General features: G+C 74.5%; 21 protein-coding genes and 1 riboswitch. Of the genes, 9 read left to right on the top strand and 12 right to left on the bottom strand.

All coding sequences use genetic code 11. From position 1 onward, the window contains the following. Positions 1 to 23 precede the first annotated feature (23 nt). From QC029_RS18725 to QC029_RS18705, 5 genes are all read right to left on the bottom strand, one after another. The gene (locus QC029_RS18725; protein ID WP_279556845.1) at positions 24 to 896 is read right to left on the bottom strand and encodes a class II fructose-bisphosphate aldolase; all 873 of its coding nucleotides are present in this window, start codon (positions 894 to 896) and stop codon (positions 24 to 26) included. A gap of 96 nt (positions 897 to 992) precedes the next feature. Further along, positions 993 to 1,931, bottom strand: a complete 939-nt coding sequence (locus tag QC029_RS18720) for a 1-phosphofructokinase family hexose kinase (protein WP_279556844.1) — start codon at positions 1,929 to 1,931, stop codon at positions 993 to 995. Positions 1,932 to 2,090: 159 nt separating this feature from the next. Continuing rightward, entirely contained in the window at positions 2,091 to 3,266 is a 1,176-nt protein-coding gene (gene nagA / locus QC029_RS18715; protein ID WP_279556843.1) for an N-acetylglucosamine-6-phosphate deacetylase, read from the bottom strand. Between the two features lie 74 nt (positions 3,267 to 3,340). Next, a complete protein-coding gene (locus QC029_RS18710) occupies positions 3,341 to 4,297 on the bottom strand; it encodes an ROK family protein (protein ID WP_279556842.1) in 957 nt (318 codons plus the stop codon). 279 nt (positions 4,298 to 4,576) lie between these two features. Further along, positions 4,577 to 5,521, bottom strand: coding sequence for an SIS domain-containing protein (locus QC029_RS18705; protein ID WP_279556841.1), 945 nt, complete (start codon positions 5,519 to 5,521; stop codon positions 4,577 to 4,579). Positions 5,522 to 5,702: 181 nt separating this feature from the next. Between QC029_RS18705 and QC029_RS18700 the strand changes: the two genes are divergently transcribed. Continuing rightward, entirely contained in the window at positions 5,703 to 5,969 is a 267-nt protein-coding gene (locus QC029_RS18700; RefSeq protein ID WP_279556840.1) for a DUF3263 domain-containing protein, read from the top strand. Between the two features lie 72 nt (positions 5,970 to 6,041). Continuing rightward, positions 6,042 to 6,914 (top strand): trehalose-phosphatase, encoded by an 873-nt coding sequence (gene otsB, locus QC029_RS18695; RefSeq protein ID WP_279556839.1) that lies wholly within the window; start codon positions 6,042 to 6,044, stop codon positions 6,912 to 6,914. A gap of 69 nt (positions 6,915 to 6,983) precedes the next feature. On the opposite strand, the gene QC029_RS18690 is transcribed toward otsB, so the two are convergent. Together QC029_RS18690 and QC029_RS18685 are read right to left on the bottom strand one after the other, a co-directional pair. Further along, entirely contained in the window at positions 6,984 to 8,456 is a 1,473-nt protein-coding gene (locus QC029_RS18690) for a trehalose-6-phosphate synthase (RefSeq protein ID WP_279556838.1), read from the bottom strand. Positions 8,457 to 8,754: 298 nt separating this feature from the next. Further along, the gene (locus tag QC029_RS18685; protein WP_279556837.1) at positions 8,755 to 9,714 is read right to left on the bottom strand and encodes a glucosyl-3-phosphoglycerate synthase; all 960 of its coding nucleotides are present in this window, start codon (positions 9,712 to 9,714) and stop codon (positions 8,755 to 8,757) included. A gap of 477 nt (positions 9,715 to 10,191) precedes the next feature. Next, a riboswitch (SAM riboswitch) is annotated at positions 10,192 to 10,334 on the top strand. An 18-nt stretch (positions 10,335 to 10,352) separates the two neighbouring features. On the opposite strand from QC029_RS18685, the gene thrC reads away from it, so the two are divergent. The 5 genes from thrC to QC029_RS18660 all read left to right on the top strand — a co-directional run bounded on the left by thrC (position 10,353) and on the right by QC029_RS18660 (position 16,346). Then, a complete protein-coding gene (thrC, locus tag QC029_RS18680; protein WP_279556836.1) occupies positions 10,353 to 11,633 on the top strand; it encodes a threonine synthase in 1,281 nt (426 codons plus the stop codon). Beyond that, positions 11,630 to 11,905 carry a MoaD/ThiS family protein gene (locus QC029_RS18675; RefSeq protein WP_279556835.1) on the top strand — a complete coding sequence of 92 codons (276 nt, stop codon included), beginning with the start codon at positions 11,630 to 11,632 and terminating at the stop codon, positions 11,903 to 11,905. Before thrC ends, QC029_RS18675 begins: the two co-directional genes overlap by 4 nt. A 471-nt stretch (positions 11,906 to 12,376) precedes the next feature. Beyond that, positions 12,377 to 12,580, top strand: a complete 204-nt coding sequence (locus QC029_RS18670; protein ID WP_004986573.1) for a cold-shock protein — start codon at positions 12,377 to 12,379, stop codon at positions 12,578 to 12,580. Between the two features lie 381 nt (positions 12,581 to 12,961). After that, complete coding sequence (gene groL / locus QC029_RS18665; RefSeq protein ID WP_279556834.1) at positions 12,962 to 14,590, top strand: chaperonin GroEL; 1,629 nt, start codon at positions 12,962 to 12,964, stop codon at positions 14,588 to 14,590. Positions 14,591 to 14,843: 253 nt separating this feature from the next. Next, positions 14,844 to 16,346: a sodium:alanine symporter family protein gene (locus QC029_RS18660; RefSeq protein WP_279556833.1), complete on the top strand. Its 1,503-nt coding sequence runs from the start codon at positions 14,844 to 14,846 to the stop codon at positions 16,344 to 16,346. A gap of 162 nt (positions 16,347 to 16,508) precedes the next feature. On the opposite strand, the gene murQ is transcribed toward QC029_RS18660, so the two are convergent. Then, entirely contained in the window at positions 16,509 to 17,525 is a 1,017-nt protein-coding gene (murQ, locus tag QC029_RS18655) for an N-acetylmuramic acid 6-phosphate etherase (protein ID WP_279556832.1), read from the bottom strand. 106 nt (positions 17,526 to 17,631) lie between these two features. Beyond that, positions 17,632 to 18,567 (bottom strand): MurR/RpiR family transcriptional regulator, encoded by a 936-nt coding sequence (locus QC029_RS18650; RefSeq protein ID WP_279556851.1) that lies wholly within the window; start codon positions 18,565 to 18,567, stop codon positions 17,632 to 17,634. A gap of 204 nt (positions 18,568 to 18,771) precedes the next feature. Here QC029_RS18650 and QC029_RS18645 point away from each other — a divergent pair, with 204 nt between their 5' ends. Together QC029_RS18645 and QC029_RS18640 are read left to right on the top strand one after the other, a co-directional pair. Next, positions 18,772 to 19,173 (top strand): hypothetical protein, encoded by a 402-nt coding sequence (locus tag QC029_RS18645; RefSeq protein ID WP_279556831.1) that lies wholly within the window; start codon positions 18,772 to 18,774, stop codon positions 19,171 to 19,173. Next, a complete protein-coding gene (locus QC029_RS18640; protein ID WP_279556830.1) occupies positions 19,170 to 19,451 on the top strand; it encodes a DUF4031 domain-containing protein in 282 nt (93 codons plus the stop codon). Before QC029_RS18645 ends, QC029_RS18640 begins: the two co-directional genes overlap by 4 nt. Here the strand turns inward: QC029_RS18640 and QC029_RS18635 are convergent. The 3 genes from QC029_RS18635 to QC029_RS18625 all read right to left on the bottom strand — a co-directional run bounded on the left by QC029_RS18635 (position 19,438) and on the right by QC029_RS18625 (position 22,979). After that, positions 19,438 to 20,781: a SpoIIE family protein phosphatase gene (locus QC029_RS18635; RefSeq protein ID WP_279556829.1), complete on the bottom strand. Its 1,344-nt coding sequence runs from the start codon at positions 20,779 to 20,781 to the stop codon at positions 19,438 to 19,440. The two genes, QC029_RS18640 and QC029_RS18635, sit on opposite strands and share 14 nt — an antisense overlap. Next, positions 20,778 to 21,578, bottom strand: coding sequence for an alpha/beta fold hydrolase (locus QC029_RS18630; protein WP_279556828.1), 801 nt, complete (start codon positions 21,576 to 21,578; stop codon positions 20,778 to 20,780). Before QC029_RS18630 ends, QC029_RS18635 begins: the two co-directional genes overlap by 4 nt. Positions 21,579 to 21,749: 171 nt before the next feature. Continuing rightward, positions 21,750 to 22,979: a Cmx/CmrA family chloramphenicol efflux MFS transporter gene (locus tag QC029_RS18625; RefSeq protein ID WP_279556850.1), complete on the bottom strand. Its 1,230-nt coding sequence runs from the start codon at positions 22,977 to 22,979 to the stop codon at positions 21,750 to 21,752. Positions 22,980 to 23,067 lie beyond the last annotated feature (88 nt).

Genomic DNA, 23,067 nt, shown 5'->3' with positions numbered 1-23,067 from the left:
TCGGCGGTGTGACCGGCGGCGCGTCAGCCGCCGATCACCTTCAGGAAGGCCGCCACCGTCTCCGCCATCGCCTCGCGCGCCGGGAGCAGGTATCTGCGGGGGTCGACGGTCCGCGTGTCCCCGGCCAGGAAGGCGCGGACGGCGCCGGTGAAGGCGGTGTTCAGCGCCGTCCCCACGTTGATCTTGGTCATGCCGGCCGCGACCGCCCGCCGCAACTCCCCGTCCGGCACCCCGGAGGAGCCGTGCAGCACCAGCGGCACGGGGACGGCGCCGCGCAGCTCGGCGATGAGGCCGTGGTCGAGGGCGGCGGTCCGCTCGGTCATCGCGTGGGAGCTGCCGACCGCGACGGCGAGGGCGTCCACGCCGGTGGCGGCCGCGTACGCCGCGGCCTCGGCCGGGTCGGTCCGCACCCCGGGGGCGTGCGCGTCGAGCGTGCCGCGCCCGCCCTCCGGCTCCGGGTCGCCGGGCTTGCCGCCGACCCGGCCCAGCTCGGCCTCCACCCACATCCCGTGCCCGTGGCCGAAGCGCACGGCCTCCGCCGTGGCGGCCACGTTGTCGGCGTAGGACAGCTTCGAGGCGTCGAACATCACCGAGCTGAACCCCGACCCGGGCGCCGCGCGCAGCAGTTCGACGCTCTCCACGTGGTCCAGGTGCAGCGACATCGGTACGCCGGAGGCCCGCGCCACGGCCGCCGCCGCGGCGGCGACGGGGGCGAGCCGGCCGCCGTGGAAGCGCACCGCGTTCTCGGAGACCTGGAGGATCGCGGGCATGCCGGCGGCCTCCGCCCCGGCGGCGATCGCCTCGGCGTGCTCCAGGGTGATGACGTTGAACGCCGCGACGCCGCGACCGGACGCGCGCGCGTCCGTCACGAGTTCTCCGGTGCCGACCAGTGGCATGCCTACCCCGCTTTCGTGTTCGCCGCCGTCCCCCGCCGTCCAGCCTTCCCGCCGCCCTGCCGCCGTCCCCCGCCGTCCGGCCTTCCCGCCGTACCGTCAGGCAGCCGCCGTCTGCCGGTCGACCCGCACCCCGGGCAGCAGCTCCTCGTACAGCGCCCGGTCGAACTCACCCGCCGCCGCAGCCGGTACGGTCGCCGCCGACAGGGCGGCGGCGCGGACCAGCCGGTCCGGCCAGGGCAGCCCCTCGACGAGCCCGGACAGCAGCGCGGCCACCACCGAGTCGCCCGCGCCCGTCGGATTGCCCGTCAGCCGCCGGGGCGGCTCGACGCGCCAGGCGCCCTCCGGGGTGAGCGCCAGCAGCCCGTCCGCGCCCAGCGAGGCGACGACGGAGTGCGCCCCGCGCCGCTGCGCCAGCCGCGCGGCGTGCAGCGGCTCGGTGGAGCCCGTTATCCCGGCCAGTTCGTGGGAGTTGGGCTTGACCACGTCGGGCCGGGCGGCGAGGCCGCGCCGCAGCGGCTCCCCGCCGGTGTCCAGCAGCACGGGCACGCCCGCCGCGCGCGCGGCGCGCACCAGCGTCCCGTACGCGCCGACGGGCACGCCGGGCGGGAGGCTGCCGCACAGCGCGACGGCGGTGGCGTCGTGCAGCAGCCCGCCGTAGACGTCCAGGAAGCGCTCCCACTCGGCGGGGGTGACCTGCGGGCCGGGCTCGTTGAGCACGGTGGCGTCGCCGGCGGCCTCGTCCACGACCGCGACGGTGCGGCGGGTGTCCCCGCCGACGGCCACGAACGCGTCCCCGACCGGGCCCTCCTCCGTCACCTCCGCCAGCAGCGACCGCAGCCGGTCGCCGGTCGGACCGCCCGTGAAGCCGGTCACCAGCGTCTCGTGGCCCAGCGCGGCCAGCACCCGGGCCACGTTCAGGCCCTTGCCGCCCGGACGCTCGGCGACCTCCCGGACACGGTGGGAGGCGCGGGGCTCCAGACGGGGAACGCGGTAGGTGATGTCCAGGGCCGCGTTGAGCGTGACGGTCAGGATCATCCGGGTCTCCTCCTCCCACCGGCGATTGTGAACGTTCGGCACATCCACGGTGACGAAGGGACGCCGACCGCGCGAGTGATCATGCCAAAACGGAGGCGGTCGGCCCAGGGGTCGGGGGCAACCGCCCCCGCTCGATGTGGGAACGAGACCGGAACGCAATCAGCCCGTCGCGCCGCTCCGTACAACCCCGGCGGCCCCTGCGGTGTCCGGGACCCGGGGGGCGACCACCCACTCGCCCCGGCGCATGACGCCCGTGACCCGGTAGCCGTCGTCGAGCACCACCAGGTCGGCGTCCTTGCCGGGCTCGATCGTCCCCACCCGGTCGGCGACCCCCAGCAGCCGCGCCGGGGTGAGCGTCAGGGCCCGCACCGCGTCCTCGACGCGCAGGCCGTCCACCGTCACCGCGCGCCGCAGCGCCTCGTCCAGGGTGAGCGTGGAGCCCGCGATCGAGCCGCCCTCCACCAGCCGGGCGACCCCGTCGGTGACGCGCACCTGGAGCGGGCCGAGCGGGTAGACGCCGTCGCCCATCCCGGCCGCGCCCATGGCGTCGGTGACGAAGGCGACCCGGCCGGCGCCGGCGCGGGCGAAGGCCAGCTCCAGGACGGCGGGGTGCAGGTGGACGCCGTCGTTGATCAGCTCGACGGTGACCCGCTCGTCCTCCAGCAGCGCCGCCACCGGGCCGGGGGTGCGGTGCAGCAGGGTGGGCATCGCGTTGAACAGGTGCGTGGCGACCGTCGCGCCCGCCTCGACCGCCTTCAGCGTCGCCTCGTACGTGGCGTCGGTGTGGCCGACGGCCGCGATCACGCCGCTGTCGGCCAGCATCCGCACCGAGTCCAGGCCGCCGGGCAGCTCCGGCGCGAGCGTCACCATCCGCGCCGCGCCGCGCGCCGCCTCCACCAGCTTGCGCACGTCGGCCGGGTCGGGGTCGCGCAGCAGGTCGGGGTCGTGGGCGCCGCAGCGGTTGCGGGCGATGAACGGCCCCTCGAAGTGGATGCCCGCCAGATCGCCCTGCTCCACCAGCTCCGACAGGACGGCGGCCTGCCGGGCGAGGTCGTCCAGGGCGCCGGTGACCGTGGAGGCGGCCATCGTCGTGGTGCCGTGCGCGCGGTGGGTGGCGATCGCCCTCAGCGCCTCCTCGGCCGAGCCGGCGGAGAAGGACGCCCCGCCGCCGCCGTGCACGTGCATGTCCACGAAGCCGGGCACGATCCAGTGGCCGGCCAGGTCGAGCGTGCCCGCCTCGCCGGGGACGTCGGCGGCGATCAGCGAGCCGTCCACCGTCACCCGCCCGTCCTCGGCCACGCCGTCCGGCCGCACCACCCTGGCACCGGTCAGCACCGTGCGCCGTGCGCGCCCTGTGCGGTGTGTGGGTTGTGTGGGCTGTGCTGTCGACGTGGTCGACGTCTTGGCCGTCATCGGCTCGCAACCTCCGCGGAGAGTAGGTCCCAGGCGAGGAGCCCCGCGCCCAGGCACCCGGCGGCGTCCCCCAGGGCCGCCGGAACGATCGTGGGGACGTGCTGGAAGGTGACCTTGGCGCGTACGGCCTCGCGCAGCGGCGCGAAGAGCGTCTCGCCCGCCTCCGCCAGCCCGCCGCCGACGATCAGCACCCGCGGATCCAGCAGGGTCAGCGCGGTGACCAGGCCCTCGGCGAGGGCGTCGAGCGCGTCGTGCCAGACGGCGGCGGCCCGCGGATCGCCGGACTCCACGGCCCGGGCGGCGTCGGCCGCCGTCGCCTCCGGGTCGCCGCACGCCTCGGCCCAGGCCCGGCCCACGGCGGCCGCGGAGGCGAACAGCTCCAGGCAGCCGCGCCGTCCGCAGCCGCACTCCGGCCCGCCGGGCCGTACGGTGATGTGGCCGATCTCGCCCGCGCTGCCGTGCGCGCCCGGCTCCACCCGGCCGTCGATGCCGATGGCCCCGGCGATGCCGGTGCCCAGCGGCACGAACAGGAAGCGGTCCACGCCCGCCCCCGCCCCGATCCGCCCCTCGGCGAGCCCGCCGGTGCGCACGTCGTGCCCGAGGGCGACGGGCACCCCGCCGAGCCGCTTGGCGAGCAGGTCGCGCAGGGGCAGGTCCCGCCAGCCGAGGTTGGCGGAGTAGACGGCGGTCCCCGTCGCGTCGTCGATGATCCCGGGCACGGCGACCCCCGCGGCGACGGGCTCCGCGCCGTACCGCGCGATCCCGGTCTCCCGCAGCTCGGCGGCGAACGCGAGCACGTTCTCCACCACGGCGTCCGGCCCGCCGGCCCGCCCGGTGGGCCGCCGTGCCTCGTGCAGCAGCGTGCGGTCGGCCCCGACCAGGGCGGCCTTCATACCGGTGCCGCCCACGTCGAGGGCGACGGCGTACGCGGTTTCGTCATGCGGAGGAGTCACGGGGGACAGTTTCGCCTGTCGTCCGCGAAAGGTCTAGTCCACTCCGCCGCCCCCGTGCCCGTGCCCGCCCTCCTGCCGCGGGCGGGATCCGTCCGCACGGCCGCCGCGGCCACCTGCGGGGCGCATCGCGAGCCGGCGCGCCCCCGGCGCACCCGGGGGCGCGTACGGGGGCACGGACACGGGCTCGGACGGGGACGCGGACGGGGACGCGGACAGGGGCCGCCCGCCGCACCGAGCGGTGCCCGGCCCCTCACGCACCCGGCGGGGCGCCGGGGCGGGTCAGCCCAGGATCACGCTGCGGGTGAGGTTGCGCGGCCGGTCCGGGTCCGCGCCGGCGGCCTCCGCCACGGCGACGGCCAGGCGCTGGGCGCGGATCAGGTCGGCCATCGGGTCCAGCGCCCGCTCGCCCGTGCCCGGGCAGTCGGAGTCCGCCAGCAGCGTCCCGCCCACCCGGGCGATGTCGCCGGACAGGCCCTCCGGCAGGGAACCCAGCAGCCAGGCGACGCGTCCGGGGCCGGTGACGGCGATGGGGCCGTGGCGGTACTCCATCGCCGGGTACGCCTCCGTCCACGCGCCGGCCGCCTCGCGCATCTTCAGGGCCGCCTCCAGGGCCAGGCCGTACGTCCAGCCGCGGCCCAGGAACGTCCACTGCTCGGCGGCCAGCGCGGCCTCCGGCAGCGGCTGGACCACGGCCAGCTCCGCGTCGACCGCCGCCTGCTCGACGGGCTTCACCCCGGCCGGCAGCGCGCCGTGCCGCTCCAGGCCCGCGCGCAGCAGCGCCAGCGCCGTCGTGGCGAAGCGGGTCTGGACGACCGACTCCTCGTCGGCCCAGTCCAGGACGGCGACGCGGTCGGCGGCCTCCATCACCGGTGTGGCGGGGTCGGCGGTCAGGGCGGTGGTCGGCACGCGGCCCGCCAGGCGGGCCAGCAGCCCGAGCACCTCGGAGGTGGTGCCGGAGCGGGTGATCGCCACCACGCGGTCGTACGCGCGCCCCACCGGGAACTCCGACGCCGCGAACGCGTCCGTCTCGCCCTGCCCGGCGGCCTCGCGCAGCGCCGCGTAGGACTGGGCCATGAACCACGAGGTGCCGCAGCCCGTCACCGCCACCCGCTCGCCCGGGAGCGGCAGCGCCTCGGCGGACCCCGCCGCCTCGGCCGCGCGCCGCCAGCAGCCGGGCTGGGTGGCGATCTCGGCGGCGGTACGGGACTGCTCTGCGGCGGCCATGCGGGGCTCCTCGAAGCGGGGCGGCGTGCGGTCGGCAGGGGACCCCGACCAGCGGGTACAAGCACGTGGATAGCAGTCCCGACCTGGGGAGTGAAGCACCGTTGTCGAAGCGATACGCGATGTGGTGCAGACCATTCGGCCGCCGGGATGCGGTGTCCGAGCGCGGCAGTAGGTTGGAGGTGTGAGCACCGGGAGCGAGCAGCCGCAGGGCGGCAACGGCACCGGCGGCCTGTCCGAGGAGGACGAGGCCGTGCTCGCCGTGGAGCGGCGCGGCTGGTCCAGCCCCGGCGCCAAGGAGCGCGTGATACGCGAGCGCCTGGGCATGTCCCCCACCCGCTACTACCAGGTGCTCAACGCGCTGCTCGACGACCCGCGCGCCCTCGCCCGCGACCCGGTCACGGTCAACCGGCTCCGCCGCCGCCGGGACGAGCGGCGCGGGCGGCGGTAGGGCGCCGGTAGGGCGGTGGCGGGGCGGTGGCGGGACGCGGTGGGGAGCCCGCCGGCGGGTAGGGTCCCAGGCATGGGCAGCCACTCCTCACACCCCCTTCCGGAGCAACTCCCCGCACCGACCACCCCCGCCGGACGCGACGGCCTGGCCGCACTGCTGGCCGACCCCGGGCGGGCCGTGGTCGCCCTCGACTTCGACGGGACGATCGCCCCGATCGTCCCCGACCCCGACCGGGCCCGCGCCCACCCCGACGCGGTGCCCGTCCTCGCCCGGCTGGCGCCGCTGCTGCGGTCCGTCGTCATCGTCACCGGGCGCCCGGCCGAGACCGCGGCGCGCTACGGCGGCTTCGCCGGGGCGCCGGGCCTGGAGCACCTGGTGGTGCTCGGCGCGTACGGCGCGGAGCGCTGGGACGCCGCCACGGGCGAGACGCGCACCCCGCCGCCCCACCCCGGCGTGGAGGCCGTGCGCACCGAACTGCCCGGCCTGCTGGAGAAGACGGGCGCCCCGCGCGGCACGGCGATCGAGGACAAGGGACGGGCCCTGGCCGTCCACACCCGCCGCGCCGACGACCCGGCGGGGGCGTTCGAGGCGCTGCGCGAGCCGCTGGCGGAACTGGCCGCCCGGCACGGCCTGGCCGTCGAGCCCGGCCGCTTCGTCCTGGAACTGCGGCCCCCCGGCATGGACAAGGGCGTGGCCCTGACGGACTTCCTCCGGGAGACCGGCGCGGGCTCGGTGCTCTACGGCGGCGACGACCTGGGCGACCTCGCCGCGTACGACGCGGTGGACCGGCTGCGCGCCGGGGGCGTCCCCGGAGTGCTGCTGTGCAGCGGCAGCGAGGAGGTCACCGCCCTGGCCGAACGGGCGGACCTGGTCGTGGACGGCCCCGCCGGGGTCGTCGCCCTCCTCGGGGGGCTGGCGGACGCGCTGGAGGGCGCCGCCGACTGAACCGCGCCGCCGCCCGCCCGCCGCACGGGCCCGGCCCCCGGGGGGGCCGGGCCCGTCAGTCGTCGGTCGTCAGCCGCGCAGCGCGTCGAGCTGGTCCAGGAACCAGTTCGTGGGCGGCAGCGCCGTGGCCGCCGCCGCCAGGCGCTTGGTGCGCTCGGCGCGCTCGCCCGGGTCCATCGTCAGCGCCCGGTGCAGGGCGTCCGCCGTCGCGCCGATGTCGTACGGGTTGACGGTGATGGCGTCCTCGGCCAGCTCCGCGAAGGCGCCCGCCTCGCGGGAGAGGACCAGCGCGCAGCCGCCGTCGGAGACCACCGGGACCTCCTTGGCGACCAGGTTCATGCCGTCCCGGATCGGGTTGACCAGGGCCACGTCGGCCAGCCGGTACGCCGCCAGCGACCGCGCGAAGTCGTCCTTCACGTGCAGCTCGACGGGCGTCCAGCCCTCCGTGCCGTACTCCGCGTTGATCTCGCCGGCGACGCGGGAGACCTCCTCGGTGTAGTCGCGGTAGACCGCCAGGTCCTGGCGGGAGGGGTAGGCGAAGGCGACGTGCACGACGCGGTCGTGCCACTCGGGGTGGTCCGCCAGCAGGCGCCGGTAGGCGAGCAGGCCGCGGACGATGTTCTTGGACAGCTCGGTGCGGTCCACGCGCACGATCGCCCTGCGCGGCTCGCCGTCGGGGCCGAGGCCGATCTGCTCGCGCAGCGCGGCCATCCGCTCGTCCACGTCCGGCCGCCGGGAGCGCTCGCGCAGGAAGTCCGCGTCGGCGCCCAGGCCGTGGACGCCTATCCGCGTCTCGCGGCCCTCGTGGGTGACGACCATCTCGCCGCCGTCCTCGGTCACGGCGACCTCCGCGCCCAGCAGCCTCACGCAGCAGTCGGTGAACGCGTTGGCCCAGCGCTGGGTGAGGAAGGCGGCGCGGTCGGCGCCCAGGATGCCGCGCAGCACCTCGGCGGCCACCCCGCCGTCCGGGTCGTCCGGCAGCATCCGGAAGTAGTCCGGCGGCGCCCAGGGGGTGTGCGAGAAGTGGCCGATGCGCAGGTCCGGCCGCCGCTCGCGGAGCATGGCCGGGACGAGGGTGAGGTGGTAGTCCTGCACGAGGACGGCCGCGCCCTCGGCGGCCTCCTCCGCCAGCGCGTCGGCGAACGCCGCGCTGTACGCCTCGTAGGAGCGCCACTGCCGCTCGAAGTCCGCGCCGAAGACGGGCTCCAGCGGGGTCTGGTAGAGCATGTGGTGGACGAACCACAGCACGGAGTTGGCGATGCCGTTGTAGGCGTCCGAGAAGACGTCGGGCGCGATGTCGAGCATCCGGACCTGCTGGCCTCCGGTGTCCGCCGGGTCCAGCGCGCCGCCCGTGCGCCGCACCGCCTCGCGGTCGCCGTCGCCCAGCGCCGCGCAGACCCACACCGCGTCGCCCCTGACGGCCGACAGGCCGGACACCAGCCCGCCGCCGCCGCGTTTGACGGTCAGTTCGCCCCCTTCGCCGAACGTGTGGGAGACGGGACCGCGGTTGGACGCGACGAGAACCTGGTGCCGAGTGACCATGAGCGGAACCTAGCCGCTGTCCGTACCGCTCAAACGTGCGGTTTTCGTCACACGGGGTCCGGCGGGGCCGGAAACGGCCGGGCGGGGCGGTACGGCGGCGGGAGCTGCTGGAGGCTGTCAGGACCTGTCGGAAGCTGTCAGGAGCTGTCAGGAGCTGTCAGGAGCTGTCAGGAGCTGCCGGGGCCCGCCGGGACGCGGGCAGGGTGGAACGGCGCGCGCCGGGACGGATGCGTGCTCACCGGCGCGCGCCGGGCCTCGGGATGTTCAGGAGGATTTCAGGGGGCTGTTCAGGGGGTGCTCAGGCCGCGTCGCGGCGGGAGGTGTACTCGGGGATCGTGCACATCGGCGGGCGCTCCTCGGTGTCCACCGGGTGGGTGTGCGGGACGAACCCGCCGCCGGGCACGCGCTCGAACTGGGTCAGCACCGGGCGTATGAGCGGGCCGCGCGCCTGCCGTACGTGGGCGGTGCGGTATATCGCCGCGGCCATCCGCCCCAGCGCCAGCCCGTCCTGGTTGCGGTGCCTGCGCACGCCGACGTCGACCTGCGCGAGCGCGTCGAGCCCGACGGTGTGCAGCGCGTCCACCAGCAGGCCCAGCTCGACGCCGTAGCCCACGGGGAAGCTGAGCCGCTCCAGCAGGGAGCGCCGCGCCGCGTACTCGCCGCCCAGCGGCTGGACGAAGCCCGCAAGCTGCGGCCAGTACAGGTTGAGCAGGGGGCGGGCGACCAGCTCGGTGACCCGGCCGCCGCCGGCGGGACTGTCCCCGATGGCGCGGTCGTACATCGCCTTGACCATCGCCAGGTCGGGGTCGGTCAGCAGCGGTCCGACGATGCCCGAGACGAAGGCGGCGTCGAAGTCCCGCAGGTCCGCGTCGACGAAGCAGACGATCTCGCCGCTGGTGGCCAGCAGCGACCGCCACAGCACCTCGCCCTTGCCCGGCACCGTGGGCATCCGGGGCAGCACCTCGTCGCGGTGCACCACCTTCGCGCCCGCGGCCGCCGCCACCTCGGAGGTGCGGTCGGTCGAGCCGGAGTCCACCACCACCAGCTCGTCGACCAGGGGCACCGCCTCGGTCATCAGCTCGCGGCGGATCGTGGCGACGATGTCGCCGACCGTCGCCTCCTCGTTCAGCGCCGGAAGCACCACGCTCACGCTGCCCGCCGGTCCGGCCGCCCGCTTCGCGGCCAGCAGCCGGGGCAGCGGGCGGTCGGCAGCGCTCCATGAGCGTCGCTCCAGCCAGTGGTCGACCTCATCCAGCACGTGCGCCTCCCTGTCCTCGGCGGTCCTCGGCGGTCCTCGGCGGTCCTCAGCGGTCCTCAGCGTCCCAGCTGCCCCGGCGGTCCCCGGCGTCCCGGTGATCCCAGGCATTCTGCGGGACCCGGGTCACCCGGGTGTTCCCGGCGTGTTTCTCGGTGTCGGTCGCGGTCGGTCGGTGTCGGTCGCGGTCGGCCGCAGTGCCGGTCGCAGTGCCGGCCGCGGTCGGACCGTGGTTGCCCGTCACCGGCCGTCCATGCCTGCCGGGAGGCATGTTCCGGAGGCATGTTCCCGGACCCCTTCCCGGGCACGTTCCCGGGCACCGCGCCCGCGGTGGCCGTGTGCCCTTCGTCTCGCGGTTCGGACGGTCGGCCTGACAGCCGAAGGTGTCGGTTACAGTCTTGGACGACGCGTGGGAGTTCCGCATCTCGGCGGTTCCGGCGTGCACAAACGCACCGGTCAGGGTATTGGCCGGCGCCATAGAGCTCATCCAGAGGGGCAGAGGGAACGGCCCGTTGAAGCCCCGGCAACCCTCCCGCCGGCACTCGTTCACAACAGTCCGAGGCCACGGTGGGGAAGGTGCCAATTCCGGCCCGCGGCGAAAGGCGCCACGGGGAAGATGAGGAGAAAGGGCCTCGCCACTCATGGCTGTGCAGACTGTTGCAAGCAGCACCGACTTCTCTCTCGGCTCCGCCGCGGCGCTCTCCTGCCGCGAGTGCGGCGAGCGTTTCCCGCTCGGGCCGGTCTTCGCCTGCGAGGCGTGTTTCGGCCCGCTGGAGATCGCGTACGACCTGCCCGAGGGCGACCCGGAGGAGCTGCGGGCGCGGATCGCCGCCGGGCCGGACAACATCTGGCGCTACGCCCCGCTGCTGCCGGTTCCGGCCGACGTGGCCGACAAGCCCAACATGAACCCGGGCTTCACCAAGCTGGTCAGGGCCGACAACCTCGCCCGCGAGCTGGGCGTCACCGGCGGCCTGTACGTCAAGGACGACTCCGGCAACCCCACCCACTCCTTCAAGGACCGGGTGGTCGCCATCGCCGTCGAGGCCGCCCGCGCCTTCGGCTTCACCACCCTCTCGTGCTCCTCCACCGGCAACCTCGCCGGCGCCGTCGGCGCCGCCGCGGCCCGCGCCGGCCTGCGCTCCTGCGTGTTCATCCCGCACGACCTGGAGCAGGGCAAGGTCGTCATGGCCGCGGTCTACGGCGGCGACCTGGTGGGCATCGAGGGCACCTACGACGACGTGAACCGCTTCTGCTCGGAGCTGATCGGGGACCCGATCGGCGAGGGCTGGGGCTTCGTCAACGTCAACCTCCGCCCTTACTACGCGGAGGGCTCCAAGACCCTGGCGTACGAGATCTGCGAGCAGCTCGGCTGGAGGCTGCCGGACCAGCTCGTCGTCCCGATCGCCTCCGGCTCGCAGCTCACCAAGATCGACAAGGGACTGCGCGAGCTGATCGCGCTGGGACTGGTGGAGGACAGGCCGTACCGGATCTTCGGCGCCCAGGCCGAGGGCTGCTCCCCGGTCTCGCGGGCCTTCAAGGACGGCCACGACGTAGTGCGGCCGGTGAAGCCGGACACCATCGCCAAGTCGCTGGCCATCGGCAACCCGGCCGACGGCCCGTACGTGCTGGACATCGCCCGCCGCACCGGCGGCGCGGTGGAGGACGTGAACGACGCGCAGATCGTCGACGCGATCAAGCTGCTGGCCCGGACCGAGGGCATCTTCGCGGAGACCGCGGGCGGCGTGACCGTCGGCGTGACGAGGAAGCTGATCGAGGCGGGTGTGCTCGACCCCTCCCTGACCACCGTCGTCCTCAACACCGGCGACGGCCTCAAGACCCTGGACGCGGTGGCGCCGACCACCGGACCGTCCGCGATCATCCGTCCGACCCTGGACTCCTTCCGAGAGGCTGGCCTGGCATGAGCGTCACCGTCCGAATCCCGACCATCCTGCGCACCTACACCGGCGGGCAGGCCGAGGTGCCCGCCGAGGGCGCCACGCTGGCCGAGGTCATCGCGGACCTGGAGAAGAACCACCAGGGCATCTCCGCCCGGGTGCTGGACGACTCCGGCAAGCTGCGCCGCTTCGTGAACGTCTACGTCAACGACGACGACGTCCGCTTCGCCGAGGGCCTGCAGACGCCGACGCCGGACGGCGCGGGCGTCTCCATCATCCCGGCCGTCGCGGGCGGCTGACGCCCTCGCGCACCGCACGCCGGCGGCCCCGCTCCCCCGACCGATCCGACGGGGGAGCGGGGCCGTCCGCGCGTGCGCCCTCCAGGGGCTCCGCGCACTCCCGGCGATGAGCGGAATTGGTAATTCCGCCCTTCGAAGAGCGGTAGAGTGAGCACGCCTCCCCCCGTATGCGCACTCAGCGCCCATAAGAACGCGACAACTTGCGCCCAAAATTGCTGCGGCAATTGTCGTGTTGGTCCGCTATGCCCGGCCCGAGTTGCCCTGCTTTCCTGCCGTTCATGTGCTTATCGGCAATCCGGAGTGACCGGAATTCTCGTCGGACAGACCTGTTGCGGAGGGCTTCCGCCCAGATACATTCAGCCGCGGTCGACGCGTTCCGGCGCACACCGCCCCCTCTCGCCGGGGGGTGGTAACTGACCCGGGTCCGCGGAGCGCGGGCTCGCGCAAGGGCCAGCAATAGGGGAGTTAGGAATGGCTCAAGGCACCGTCAAGTGGTTCAACGCGGAGAAGGGGTACGGCTTCATCGCGGTCGACGGTGGTGCGGACGTGTTCGTCCACTACAGCGCGATCCAGATGGACGGGTACCGCACCCTTGAGGAAGGGCAGCGGGTCGAGTTCGAGATCTCGCAGGGCCAGAAGGGCCCGCAGGCGGACATGGTCCGCGTGACGGCCTGAAGCGCCGGACACACGCACCACACGGAAACACACGAGCAGTAGACGGCACAGGAGGGCCCGTGTCCCCGTCGAGGGGGCGCGGGCCCTCCGCCGTGCGCCCGCGCGCGCCCCTGCCTCCCCGTACTCCGGAGTACGGGTGCGAGGGAGGCTCGGAACCCCTGGCGCGCTTGCACTCGGAGGGGTCGAGTGCTAATCATTGGCGTTAGCACTCTGAAGGTGAGAGTGACAAAGCAAGGACCGGTTCGGTGAGGTCCGCAAGCCCGGTGGAGCAAGGAACCGCCGGGCCGGTGGGCCGTCCGTCGCGGGCGCCAGAGCGGTCCGGACACATCCCAACCCGCCCCTGGCCTTCGGCATGGGGAACCCCAGGGAGGACCACTTCACATGGCCAAGATCATCGCGTTCGACGAGGAGGCGCGGCGCGGCCTCGAGCGCGGGATGAACCAGCTCGCCGACGCCGTCAAGGTCACGCTCGGCCCCAAGGGCCGCAACGTCGTCCTTGAGAAGAAGTGGGGCGCCCCCACGATCACCAACGATGGTGTCTCCATCGCCAAGGAGATCGAGCTCGAGGACCCGTACGAGAAGATCGGCGCCGAGCTGGTCAAGGAGGTCGCGAAGAAGACCGACGACGTCGCCGGTGACGGTACGACCACCGCGACCGTCCTCGCCCAGGCGCTGGTCCGCGAGGGTCTGCGCAACGTCGCCGCCGGTGCCAACCCGATGGCCCTCAAGCGCGGCATCGAGAAGGCCACCGAGGCCGTCTCCGCCGCCCTGCTGGAGCAGGCCAAGGAGGTGGAGACCAAGGAGCAGATCGCCTCGACCGCCTCCATCTCCGCCGCCGACACCCAGATCGGCGAGCTGATCGCCGAGGCGATGGACAAGGTCGGCAAGGAAGGCGTCATCACCGTCGAGGAGTCGCAGACCTTCGGCCTGGAGCTCGAGCTCACCGAGGGCATGCGCTTCGACAAGGGCTACATCTCCGCCTACTTCGCCACCGACATGGAGCGGATGGAGGCGGTCCTGGAGGACCCCTACATCCTGATCGCCAACTCCAAGATCAGCGCCGTCAAGGACCTGCTCCCGCTGCTGGAGAAGGTCATGCAGGCCGGCAAGCCGCTGCTGATCATCGCCGAGGACGTCGAGGGCGAGGCCCTCTCCACCCTGGTCGTCAACAAGATCCGCGGCACCTTCAAGTCCGTCGCCGTCAAGGCCCCGGGCTTCGGCGACCGCCGCAAGGCCATGCTCGGCGACATCGCCATCCTCACCGGCGGCCAGGTCATCTCCGAGGAGGTCGGCCTCAAGCTGGAGAACGCCGGTCTGGAGCTGCTGGGCCGCGCCCGCAAGGTCGTCATCACCAAGGACGAGACCACCATCGTCGACGGTGCCGGTGACAGCGAGCAGGTCAACGGCCGCGTGAACCAGATCCGCGCCGAGATCGAGAACTCCGACTCCGACTACGACCGCGAGAAGCTCCAGGAGCGTCTGGCGAAGCTGGCCGGCGGCGTGGCCGTCATCAAGGCCGGTGCCGCCACCGAGGTCGAGCTGAAGGAGCGCAAGCACCGCATCGAGGACGCGGTGCGCAACGCCAAGGCCGCCGTCGAGGAGGGCATCGTCGCCGGTGGTGGCGTGGCCCTGCTGCAGGCGTCCAACGTCTTCGAGAAGCTGGAGCTCGACGGCGACGAGGCCACCGGCGCCGCCGCCGTCAAGGCCGCCCTGGAGGCCCCGCTCAAGCAGATCGCGGTCAACGCCGGCCTCGAGGGCGGCGTCATCGTGGAGAAGGTGCGCAACCTGACCCCGGGCCACGGTCTGAACGCCGCGACCGGCGACTACGTGGACATGATCGCCGAGGGCATCATCGACCCGGCCAAGGTCACCCGCTCCGCGCTGCAGAACGCCGCCTCCATCGCGGCGCTCTTCCTCACCACCGAGGCCGTCATCGCCGACAAGCCGGAGAAGGCCGCCGCCGGCGCCGACGCCGCCGCTGCCGGCATGGGCGGTGGCATGGACTTCTGATCCGCCCGGCGGATCGGTGGTTCCCGCCGCGCGCGGACCACGCGCACGGTGACGAGGGCGGCACCCCGCGAGGGGTGCCGCCCTCCCGCTATGTCCGGGATGTGAGATTCGGCACCGTGCCGGGGCCTGCCCCGCGGGCGGATCAGCGGATAGCCTCCCGGGGACCGCACATGGGCGATCCCCTCGCGCGGCGCTTTCACTCTGTTTCCAGAGCCGAACCCACCCCACACGACTCCTGGACGGCAACGACGCGATGAGCACGCTCGAAACCGTGATCGTCGAGATCAACGATCACTTCTGGACCTACCTGCTGATCCCCCTGGTGGCGGTGGCGGGTCTGTACTTCACCATCCGCTCCCGGGCCCTGCAGATCCGGCTCCTGCCGGAGATCTTCAGGACGATCAGGGAGCAGCCCCGCGCGGGGGCCGACGGCAGCAAGCCGGTCTCCCCGTTCGGCGCCTTCACCATCTCCGCCGCCGCCCGGATCGGCACCGGCAACATCGCCGGCGTCGCGGCGGCCATCACCGTCGGAGGGCCGGGCGCGGTCTTCTGGATGTGGATGATGGCGCTCGTCGGCGGCGCCTCCGCGTTCGTGGAGTCCACCCTCGCCCAGCTCTACAAGGTGCGCGACCGCGGCAAGGGCGGCGAGGGCGCCTACCGCGGCGGACCCGCGTACTACATGCAGCGCGGCCTGGGCCGCCGCTGGCTCGGCGTGCTCTTCGCCGTGATCATCACCCTGACCTTCGGGCTGGTGTTCACGGCCGTGCAGTCCAACACGATCGCCTCGGTCACCGCCGGATCGCTCGGCGCGGACGGGGACGGCGGCTGGGTCGCCCCGGTCGTCGGCGCCGCGCTCGCCGTGCTGCTCGGGCTCGCCGTCTTCGGCGGGGTGCGCAGGATCGCCTCGGTCACCAAGGTGCTCGTCCCCGTGATGGCCGTGCTCTACCTGCTGGTGGGGCTGGTCGTCGTGGTGCTCAACGTCTCCGAGGTGCCGCGCGTCCTCGCCGACATCGTCGGCGGCGCCTTCGGCCTGCGCGAGGTGGTGGGCGGCGGCGTCGGCGCGGCCATCCAGCAGGGCGTGCGCCGCGGCATGTTCTCCAACGAGGCGGGTCTGGGCTCCGCCCCGAACGCCGCCGCCGCGGCCGAGACCTCCCACCCGGTCAAGCAGGGCCTGGTGCAGACCCTGGGCGTCTTCTTCGACACCCTGGTGGTCTGCACGATGACCGCCTTCGTCATCCTCTCCGCCAACCCGGAGCTCTCCGGGCGCCAGGGCGCCGACCTCACGCAGTCCGCGCTGCAGGAGACCCTGGGCGGCTGGGCCGGCCACCTGCTGACGCTGGTGGTCTTCCTGCTCGCCTTCAGCTCGATGATCGGCAACTACTACTACGGCGAGTCCAACATCGAGTTCATCACCCGCCGGCGCTCGGTCATGCTCGGTTACCGGGGGCTCGTCCTGGCCGCGGCCTTCCTCGGCGCGCTGGGCTCGCTGAGCGTGGTGTGGAGCCTGGCCGACGTCACCATGGGCGCCATGGCCCTGGTCAACCTGCTGGCGATCCTGCCGCTGTCGGTGATCGCCTTCCGGCTGCTGGACGACTACCTCGCCCAGCGCCGCGCGGGTCTGGACCCCGTCTTCACCCGCGACCGCCTCCCCGGCCTGACCGGCGTGGAGTGCTGGGACCCGGCGCCCGCCGCCGGGGCCTCCGCCCCCACCGCACGCGGCGGGGAGGACGGGATCCCGGCGGCGGGGACGCGCTGACCCGGATCCGGGCGGGGCACACGGGCCCGCACCGGGGCCCCCGGCCCGCGGCACCCCTTCCGCCGCGGACCGGGGGCCTCTTCGCGTACGGGCCCGGGACGGCCGCCGCGCGGCGGCCGTCCGCCTCCGGTGCCGGAGGCCGCCCGCGCCGGAAGCGGGCCGTCAGCCCCGCGCGGCCTCCAGCGCCGCGCGCAGACGGCCCCCGGACTCCCTCAGCAGGTGTTCGGCGGTGGGGCCGTCCACCCCGCCCAGGATGGTGAGGATGGCGTTCTTCACCTCGCCGTCGGTGGCGGCGAGCGCCGACTCGACCCGCTCGTCGCTCGCGCCCGTGGCCAGCGACACGATGCGGCGGGAGCGGGCCCGCAGCTTCTCGTTCGAGGCGCGCACGTCGACCATCAGGTTCCCGTACGTCTTGCCCAGCCGGATCATGGTGATGGTCGAGATCATGTTGAGGACCAGCTTCTGGGCCGTCCCCGCCTTGAGCCGGGAGGATCCGGTCAGCAGCTCCGGGCCCACGACGATCTCGATGCCGTGCTCGGCCGCCGCCGCCAGCGGCGATCCGGCGTTGCAGGAGAGCCCGACCGTCAGCGCGCCCAGCCGCCGCGCGTGCTCGACCGCGCCGACGGTGTACGGGGTGCGCCCGGAGGCGGAGACGCCGACCACCACGTCGTCGGGGCCGAGCCCCAGCTCGTCGAGGTCGGCCGCGGCGAGGTCGCCGCGGTCCTCGGCGCCCTCGGCCGCGCTGAACATCGCCTCCGGGCCGCCGGCGATCACCCCGACGACCTGGGCGGGATCGGTGTCGAAGGTGGGCGGGCACTCGCTCGCGTCCAGCACGCCCAGCCGTCCGGCCGTCCCCGCCCCCGCGTAGACCAGCCGCCCGCCGCGCGCCATCCGCTCGGCGGTGGCGTCGATGGCGGCGGCGATGCGCGGGAGCTGGGAGGCGACGGCGGCGGGGACGGTGGCGTCCTCCCCGTTCATGATCCTGGCGATCTCCAGGGTGGGGAGCCGGTCGATCTCGGACAGGTCGCTGCGGAACGCCTCGGTGGTGAGCGTGTCCAGTTCGGCGCGCAGCCGGCCGTGCGGGCCGCCGGGGACGCCGCCGGCGGAGGTCGGAGGGGTCTGGGAGGTCTGGGAGGTCGGAGAGGTCTGGGAGGTCGGAGAGGTCGGAGAGGAGGTCATGGAGGTGCGGCTCTTTCCGTTCTTCCGGGTGCCGGGACCGGCCTCCGGTGCCGGCACCCGGGTGGGGTGGGGGGTTGGGGCGGTGCGGTGCCGGCGGTCGCCGGGGTCAGCGCTGCCGGGGGGAGTGGCGGTGGGCCAGCGCCTCGTAGGAGGCCGACAGCGCGGGGGCGGCGGTTTCGTAGGTGCGCTGTGCCACACCGATGAACAGGCAGTCCACGACCAGCAGCTGGCTGGTCCGGCTGGACATGGCCGCCGGCCGCAGTTCGCTCTCGCGCGCCGTGGAGGTGGTCAGCACGTGGTCGGCGTACTGCGCGATCTCCCCGTCCGGCCGGCCGGTGACGGCCACGGTGGTGGCGCCGTGGTCGAAGGCGACGCGCAGCGGTTCGATCACGTCCACCGTACGGCCGGAGTGGGTTATCGCCACGGCGACGTCACCGGCGCGCAGTTGCACGGCGCCGGTGACGGCCAGGTGCGGGTCGGCGTGGGCGTGGGCGACCAGTCCGATGCGCAGCAGCTTCTGCGCCAGGTCCTGGGCGACCAGGGCGGAGGCGCCGGCGCCGTAGACGTCGATCCGGCGGGCCCCGGCCAGGGCGTGCACGGCCGCCTCGACCTGGCCCGGGTCCAGCCCGGCGGCGGTGTCGGCGAGGGTCTGGCGCTCGTCGTGGGCGAGTTTGGCGATGACGTCCTCGATGGGGTCGTCCACGGCGATGTCGGCGGTGACCGACGGGGAGGCGCCGGACGCCTGCTGCGCGGCGAGTCCGGCCAGCGCCAGCCGCAGGTCCCGGTAGCCGGGGTAGCCCAGCAGGCGTGAGGTCCGCACGACGGTGGCCTCACTGGTGCCGGTGCGCTCGGCGAGGCCGGTGACGGTGAGCTGCGCACACCCCGCCGGATCCCCGGCGACGGCCTCGGCGACGCGCTGCATGGAGCGGGTCATCGAGGGGGCCATGGTGCGCACCTTGGCCGCGAGGGCGGCGGGCCCCGGCGGACCGGGACGATGGCCCGGAGCGGTGTCGCGAGTCGGGTTTGCGAAACTTTCCTTCACGCTGTTGTTCACACGACGGAAGATATTTTCACCGCGGGAGGCCGTCAAGGGTCCCGTCGCCTCCGGCGACCGCGCTCGGAGGGCTGTTCCCCCGGGTGATCCCTGCTGCCTCCGACCCCGGCCGACCCCAGCCGTCCCCGGTCGACCCCGACCGACCTCGACCGTCCCCGGCTGCCCCCCGCGGTCTGTTCCAATGGTGGGGTTATGACAGAGCAGCCCCCTCCCTCCGGTTCCCCCGATCCCCGTGACCCCCGCGGCCTCGAACGCGCCCTCCACGCCGGCCGGGCGCTCGTCCTCGCCGACCTCACCGCCTGCGGCATCGCCGAGGCCGAGGTCGTCTCGCTGGTCGAGGACGCGGTCTCCCACCGCCGCTGGTGGGTCGAGCAGTGGCCGGAGGGCGCCTCCTTCGTCGCGGGCCTGATCGCCCAGGACGTCCAGGACGCGCTGCTCGACCGCCGCGGCCGCTGGCCGGGCTGCCCGGTGTGCGGCGGCCCGGAGGAGCACGCCCTCGACGTCGAGCCCGAGCTGGGCCCGGATCCGCACTGGGTGTGCGGCCGGACGGCGACGGCGGTGGCGCCGGTCGGAGGGCTGGGGCGCGCCCGGTGACCGTCTACATCGACCCGCCCGAGTGGCCGGGCCACGGGATGCTGTGGTCGCACCTGGTCAGCGACGTCTCCTACGAGGAGCTGCACGCGTTCGCCGCCGCCCTCGGCTGCCCGCGCCGCGCCTTCGACCGCGACCACTACGACGTGCCCGGGCACCGCTACGAGCGGGCGGTGCGGCTGGGCGCGGTCGAGGTGGGGAGCAAGGAGCTGCTGCGGCGGCTGACGGCGGCCGGCCTGCGCCGCCGCAGGCCCCCGCGCCGGGCGGTCACGGCGCCCTGAACGCGTCCGGGGCGTCCGGGACACCCGGGGCGTCCCGGGCGGGCACGCCGAGGGCCAGGACGGCGGTGTCGTCGTCCACGCCCTCGCCGAAGCCCTCCAGCAGGGCGCTGACGGCGGCGACGGCGCCGGCGGCGCTCGTCGGGGCCAGGTCGGCGGCGAAGGCGTACAGGGCCTCTTCTCCGAAGCGTTCCCCGAAGCGTTCCCCGGAGCGCTCCCCCGACCGCTCCCCGTGGCGGCCGCCGGCAGCGCCGGTGTGGGCCTCGGTCAGTCCGTCGGTGTACAGCAGCAGGGTGTCGCCGGGCTCCAGGCGCACCGTGGTGGTGGCGAAGCGGGCGTCCGGCAGTACGCCGACGAGCTGGCCGCCGGGGGTGTGCAGGTAGTCGGCGGTGCCGTCGGCGCGCAGCAGCAGGGCGGGAGGGTGCCCGCCGCTGGCCAGGGTGAGGCCGCAGCCGTGCTCCCCGGGGGTGAGCAGTCCGTGGATGACGGTGCAGAAGCGCGGGTCGTCGCCGTGGTTCTCGTGTTCCAGGACGGTGTTGAGGTTCTCCAGCACCCTGACCGGGTCGGGGTCGGAGGCGCTCGCGGCGCGCAGGGAGTAGCGGGTCAGGGAGGTCACGGCCGCCGCCGCGGCGCCCTTGCCGGACACGTCGCCGAGGAACAGCCCCCAGCGGCCCCCGGAGACCGGGAAGAGGTCGTAGAAGTCGCCGCCGACCTCGTCCACCGAGGCGGTGTGGTAGTGCGCGGCCAGCTCGGTGCCGGGGATCTCGGGCAGGGCCGGAGGCAGCAGGCTGCGCTGGAGGGTGGTGGCCAGCTGCTGGACGCGTTCGCGCTCGCGCTCGGCCTCCCGGCGGGCGCGCAGCAGCTCGGTCTCGTACGCGCGGCGGTCCCGGGCGTCGAAGACGGAGGTGTGCACCAGCGCCGGCCGTCCGCCCGGGCCGCCCCCGGCCACGGAGGAGACCATCACCGGGAGGCGGCTGCCGTCGGCGGCCCTCAGCTCCAGGGCGATCCCGTTGATCCGGCCCTGCATCCGCAGCAGCGGGGCGAAGTGGGTCTCGTGGTAGATCCTGCCGCCCACGGTGAGCAGGTCGGAGAAGGTCCGGCGGCCGACCAGCTCCTCGCGGCGGTAGCCGAGCCAGCTCAGGAGGGTGGCGTTGATCTTGACGATCCTCCCGTCCGGGAGGGTGGAGAGCTGGCCGCACGGGGCGTTCTCGTACAGGTCCTCCAAGTCCTCCAGGTCCTCCGAGTACTCCGGGTAATCGGGGTACTCGGGGCCGCGGGCCGGCTCCGGCGCGGCCTCCGGCCCGTCCGGTCCGGACCCCGTGCGGGAGGTCACCGCGCCCTCACGAAGGAGGCGATGGCCTCGGCCGTCGGCCCGGGGGCGCTCAGCTGCGGGCAGTGCCCGTGGGCGTCCAGGGTGACCAGGGTGCTTCCGGCGATCCTGTCCCGGACGAACGCGCCCACCTCGCGTGGGGCGAGGGTGTCGTGCGCGCACTCGACCACCAGCGTCGGCACGCTCACCCCGGCCAGGTCCTCGCGGTTGTCGGACAGGAAGGTGGTGCGGGCGAAGACGCGGGCCATGCGCGGATCGGTGCGGCAGAAGCTGTTGGTCAGCTCCTCGCCCAGCTCGGGCCGGTCCGGGTTGCCCATGATCACCGGCGCCATCGCCGCCGACCAGCCCAGGTAGTTGCTCTCCAGCGAGTCCAGCAGCTCCTCGATGTCGGCCTCGCTGAACCCGCCCCGGTACTCGCCGTCGTCGAGGTAGGAGGGGGAGGGGGTGAGCAGGACCAGCCCGGCGAAGCGCTCCGGCTCGCGCAGCACCGCCAGCACTCCGGCCATGGCACTGACCGAGTGCCCCACGAACGTCACGTCCCGCAGGTCCAGCGCGCGGCAGATCTCCAGCACGTCCTCCGCGTACCCCGCCAGCGAGGAGTAGCGCTCCTCGTCCCAGGCGGAGGGGTCCGAGTCGCCGGAGCCCACGTGGTCGAAGAGCACCACCCGGAACTCCCCGGCCAGGGCGGGCACCACCAGGCGCCACATGTTCTGGTCGCACCCGAACCCGTGCGCCAGCACCACCACCGGCCCGTCCTCCCGGCCGGTGACGGTGACGTTGTTCCTCCTGCGCACGTCCATCTCGTACGTCCTCTCGCCGGTGCTCGTGCCCCTCCGGGCGCCCGGTCCGCCCGGAACGCGGGGACGCGGGCCCCGGGCGGCCCGCGGGTTCACCGGCCACCGAGGGTAATGCCGTGCCTCGAAAGGGGCATATCGGGGCTTTCCGGTGAGGGGTGGTCGCGCCCGGACGGGTCAGCCCGCCGCCCCGGTGACCCGTGCGGGTCCGTCGGCGGTCTCCGCGGACGAGCCCGCCACCACGCGGGTGGCGGCGGTGCGCCGGTGCCACCGCGCGGCGGCCACCGTCGCGCCGACCGCCGCGGCGGCCAGCAGCGCGCTGACCCAGGCGACGCCCGTGTAGCCCCAGCCCGCGTTGATCACCAGGCCGCCGACCCAGGGGCCGAGGGTGTTGCCGATGTTGAACGCCGAGGTGGTCGTCGCGCCCGCCAGGGTGGGGGCGGCGCCCGCCACGTCGAACATCCGGGCGTTGATCGCGGGGGCCGTGAAGAAGGCGGTCACCCCGAGCAGCAGTGCCAGCCCGACGGCCATCGCCGGGACGCGCGCGGTGAGCGCCAGCAGCACCAGGACGACGGTGGTGGCGGCCATGCCGGCGTACATCGCCCCGAACAGGTGCGCGTCGCCGACCCGGCCGCCGGCCACGGAGCCGATCAGCGCGCCGACCCCGAACAGGGCCAGCACGGTCGGCACCCAGCTCTCCGTCAGGCCCGCCGTGTCGGTGAGCAGGGGCGAGAGGTAGGAGAAGAGGCAGAAGGTGGCGGCGGCGTTGAGCGCGGTGACGACCAGCGCCAGCCACACCTGGCCGTCGCGGTAGATCCGCAGTTCGCGGCGGAGTACGGGCCGGTCGTCGCCGGTGGGCGGCTCGGTGCGGGGCACCAGCGCGACCACGCCCGCCAGCCCGACGGCGGACAGCGCGGCCACCGCCCAGAACGCCGCGCGCCAGCCCGCGTGCTGTCCGAGGAGCGCCCCGGCGGGCACGCCCACGACGTTGGCGACGCTCAGCCCGCCGATCATCGTGGCCATCGCCCGCGCCTTGGCGCCCGGCGGCGCCAGCGACACGGCCACCGCCGCGCCCACGGCCCAGAACCCGGCGCACGCCAGCGCGCTCACCACCCGCGAGGCGAACAGCACCTCGTAGGTCGGCGCCAGCGCCCCCGCCACCTGCCCGAGTCCGAAGAGGGCCAGCAGCGCGATGAGCGTGGTGCGCCGGGGCAGCCGCAGGGTGGCCCCGGCCAGCACCGGCGCGCCGATCACCATCCCGATCGCGAAGGCGGAGACCAGCAGCCCGGCCTGCGGGATGGACACCCCCATGTCGCGTGCGAGCGGCTGGAGCAGCCCGGCGAGCATGAACTCCGAGGTGCCCAGGGCGAACACGGACAGCCCGAGGACGTAGACGGCCAGCGGCATGCGGGGACGCCGGGCGCGGCGCGGAGCGCCGGAGGACTCGGAGCCCCCGGACCGCTCGGAGGGTGCGGTGGCGCCGGGGGCGGCGCGG

The sequence above is a fragment of the Streptomyces sp. DH37 genome, from assembly GCF_029813835.1.
GTDB lineage: Bacteria > Actinomycetota > Actinomycetes > Streptomycetales > Streptomycetaceae > Streptomyces.
Note: the sequence above shows the minus strand (reverse complement) of the source record. Positions and strands in the feature narration are given on the sequence as shown.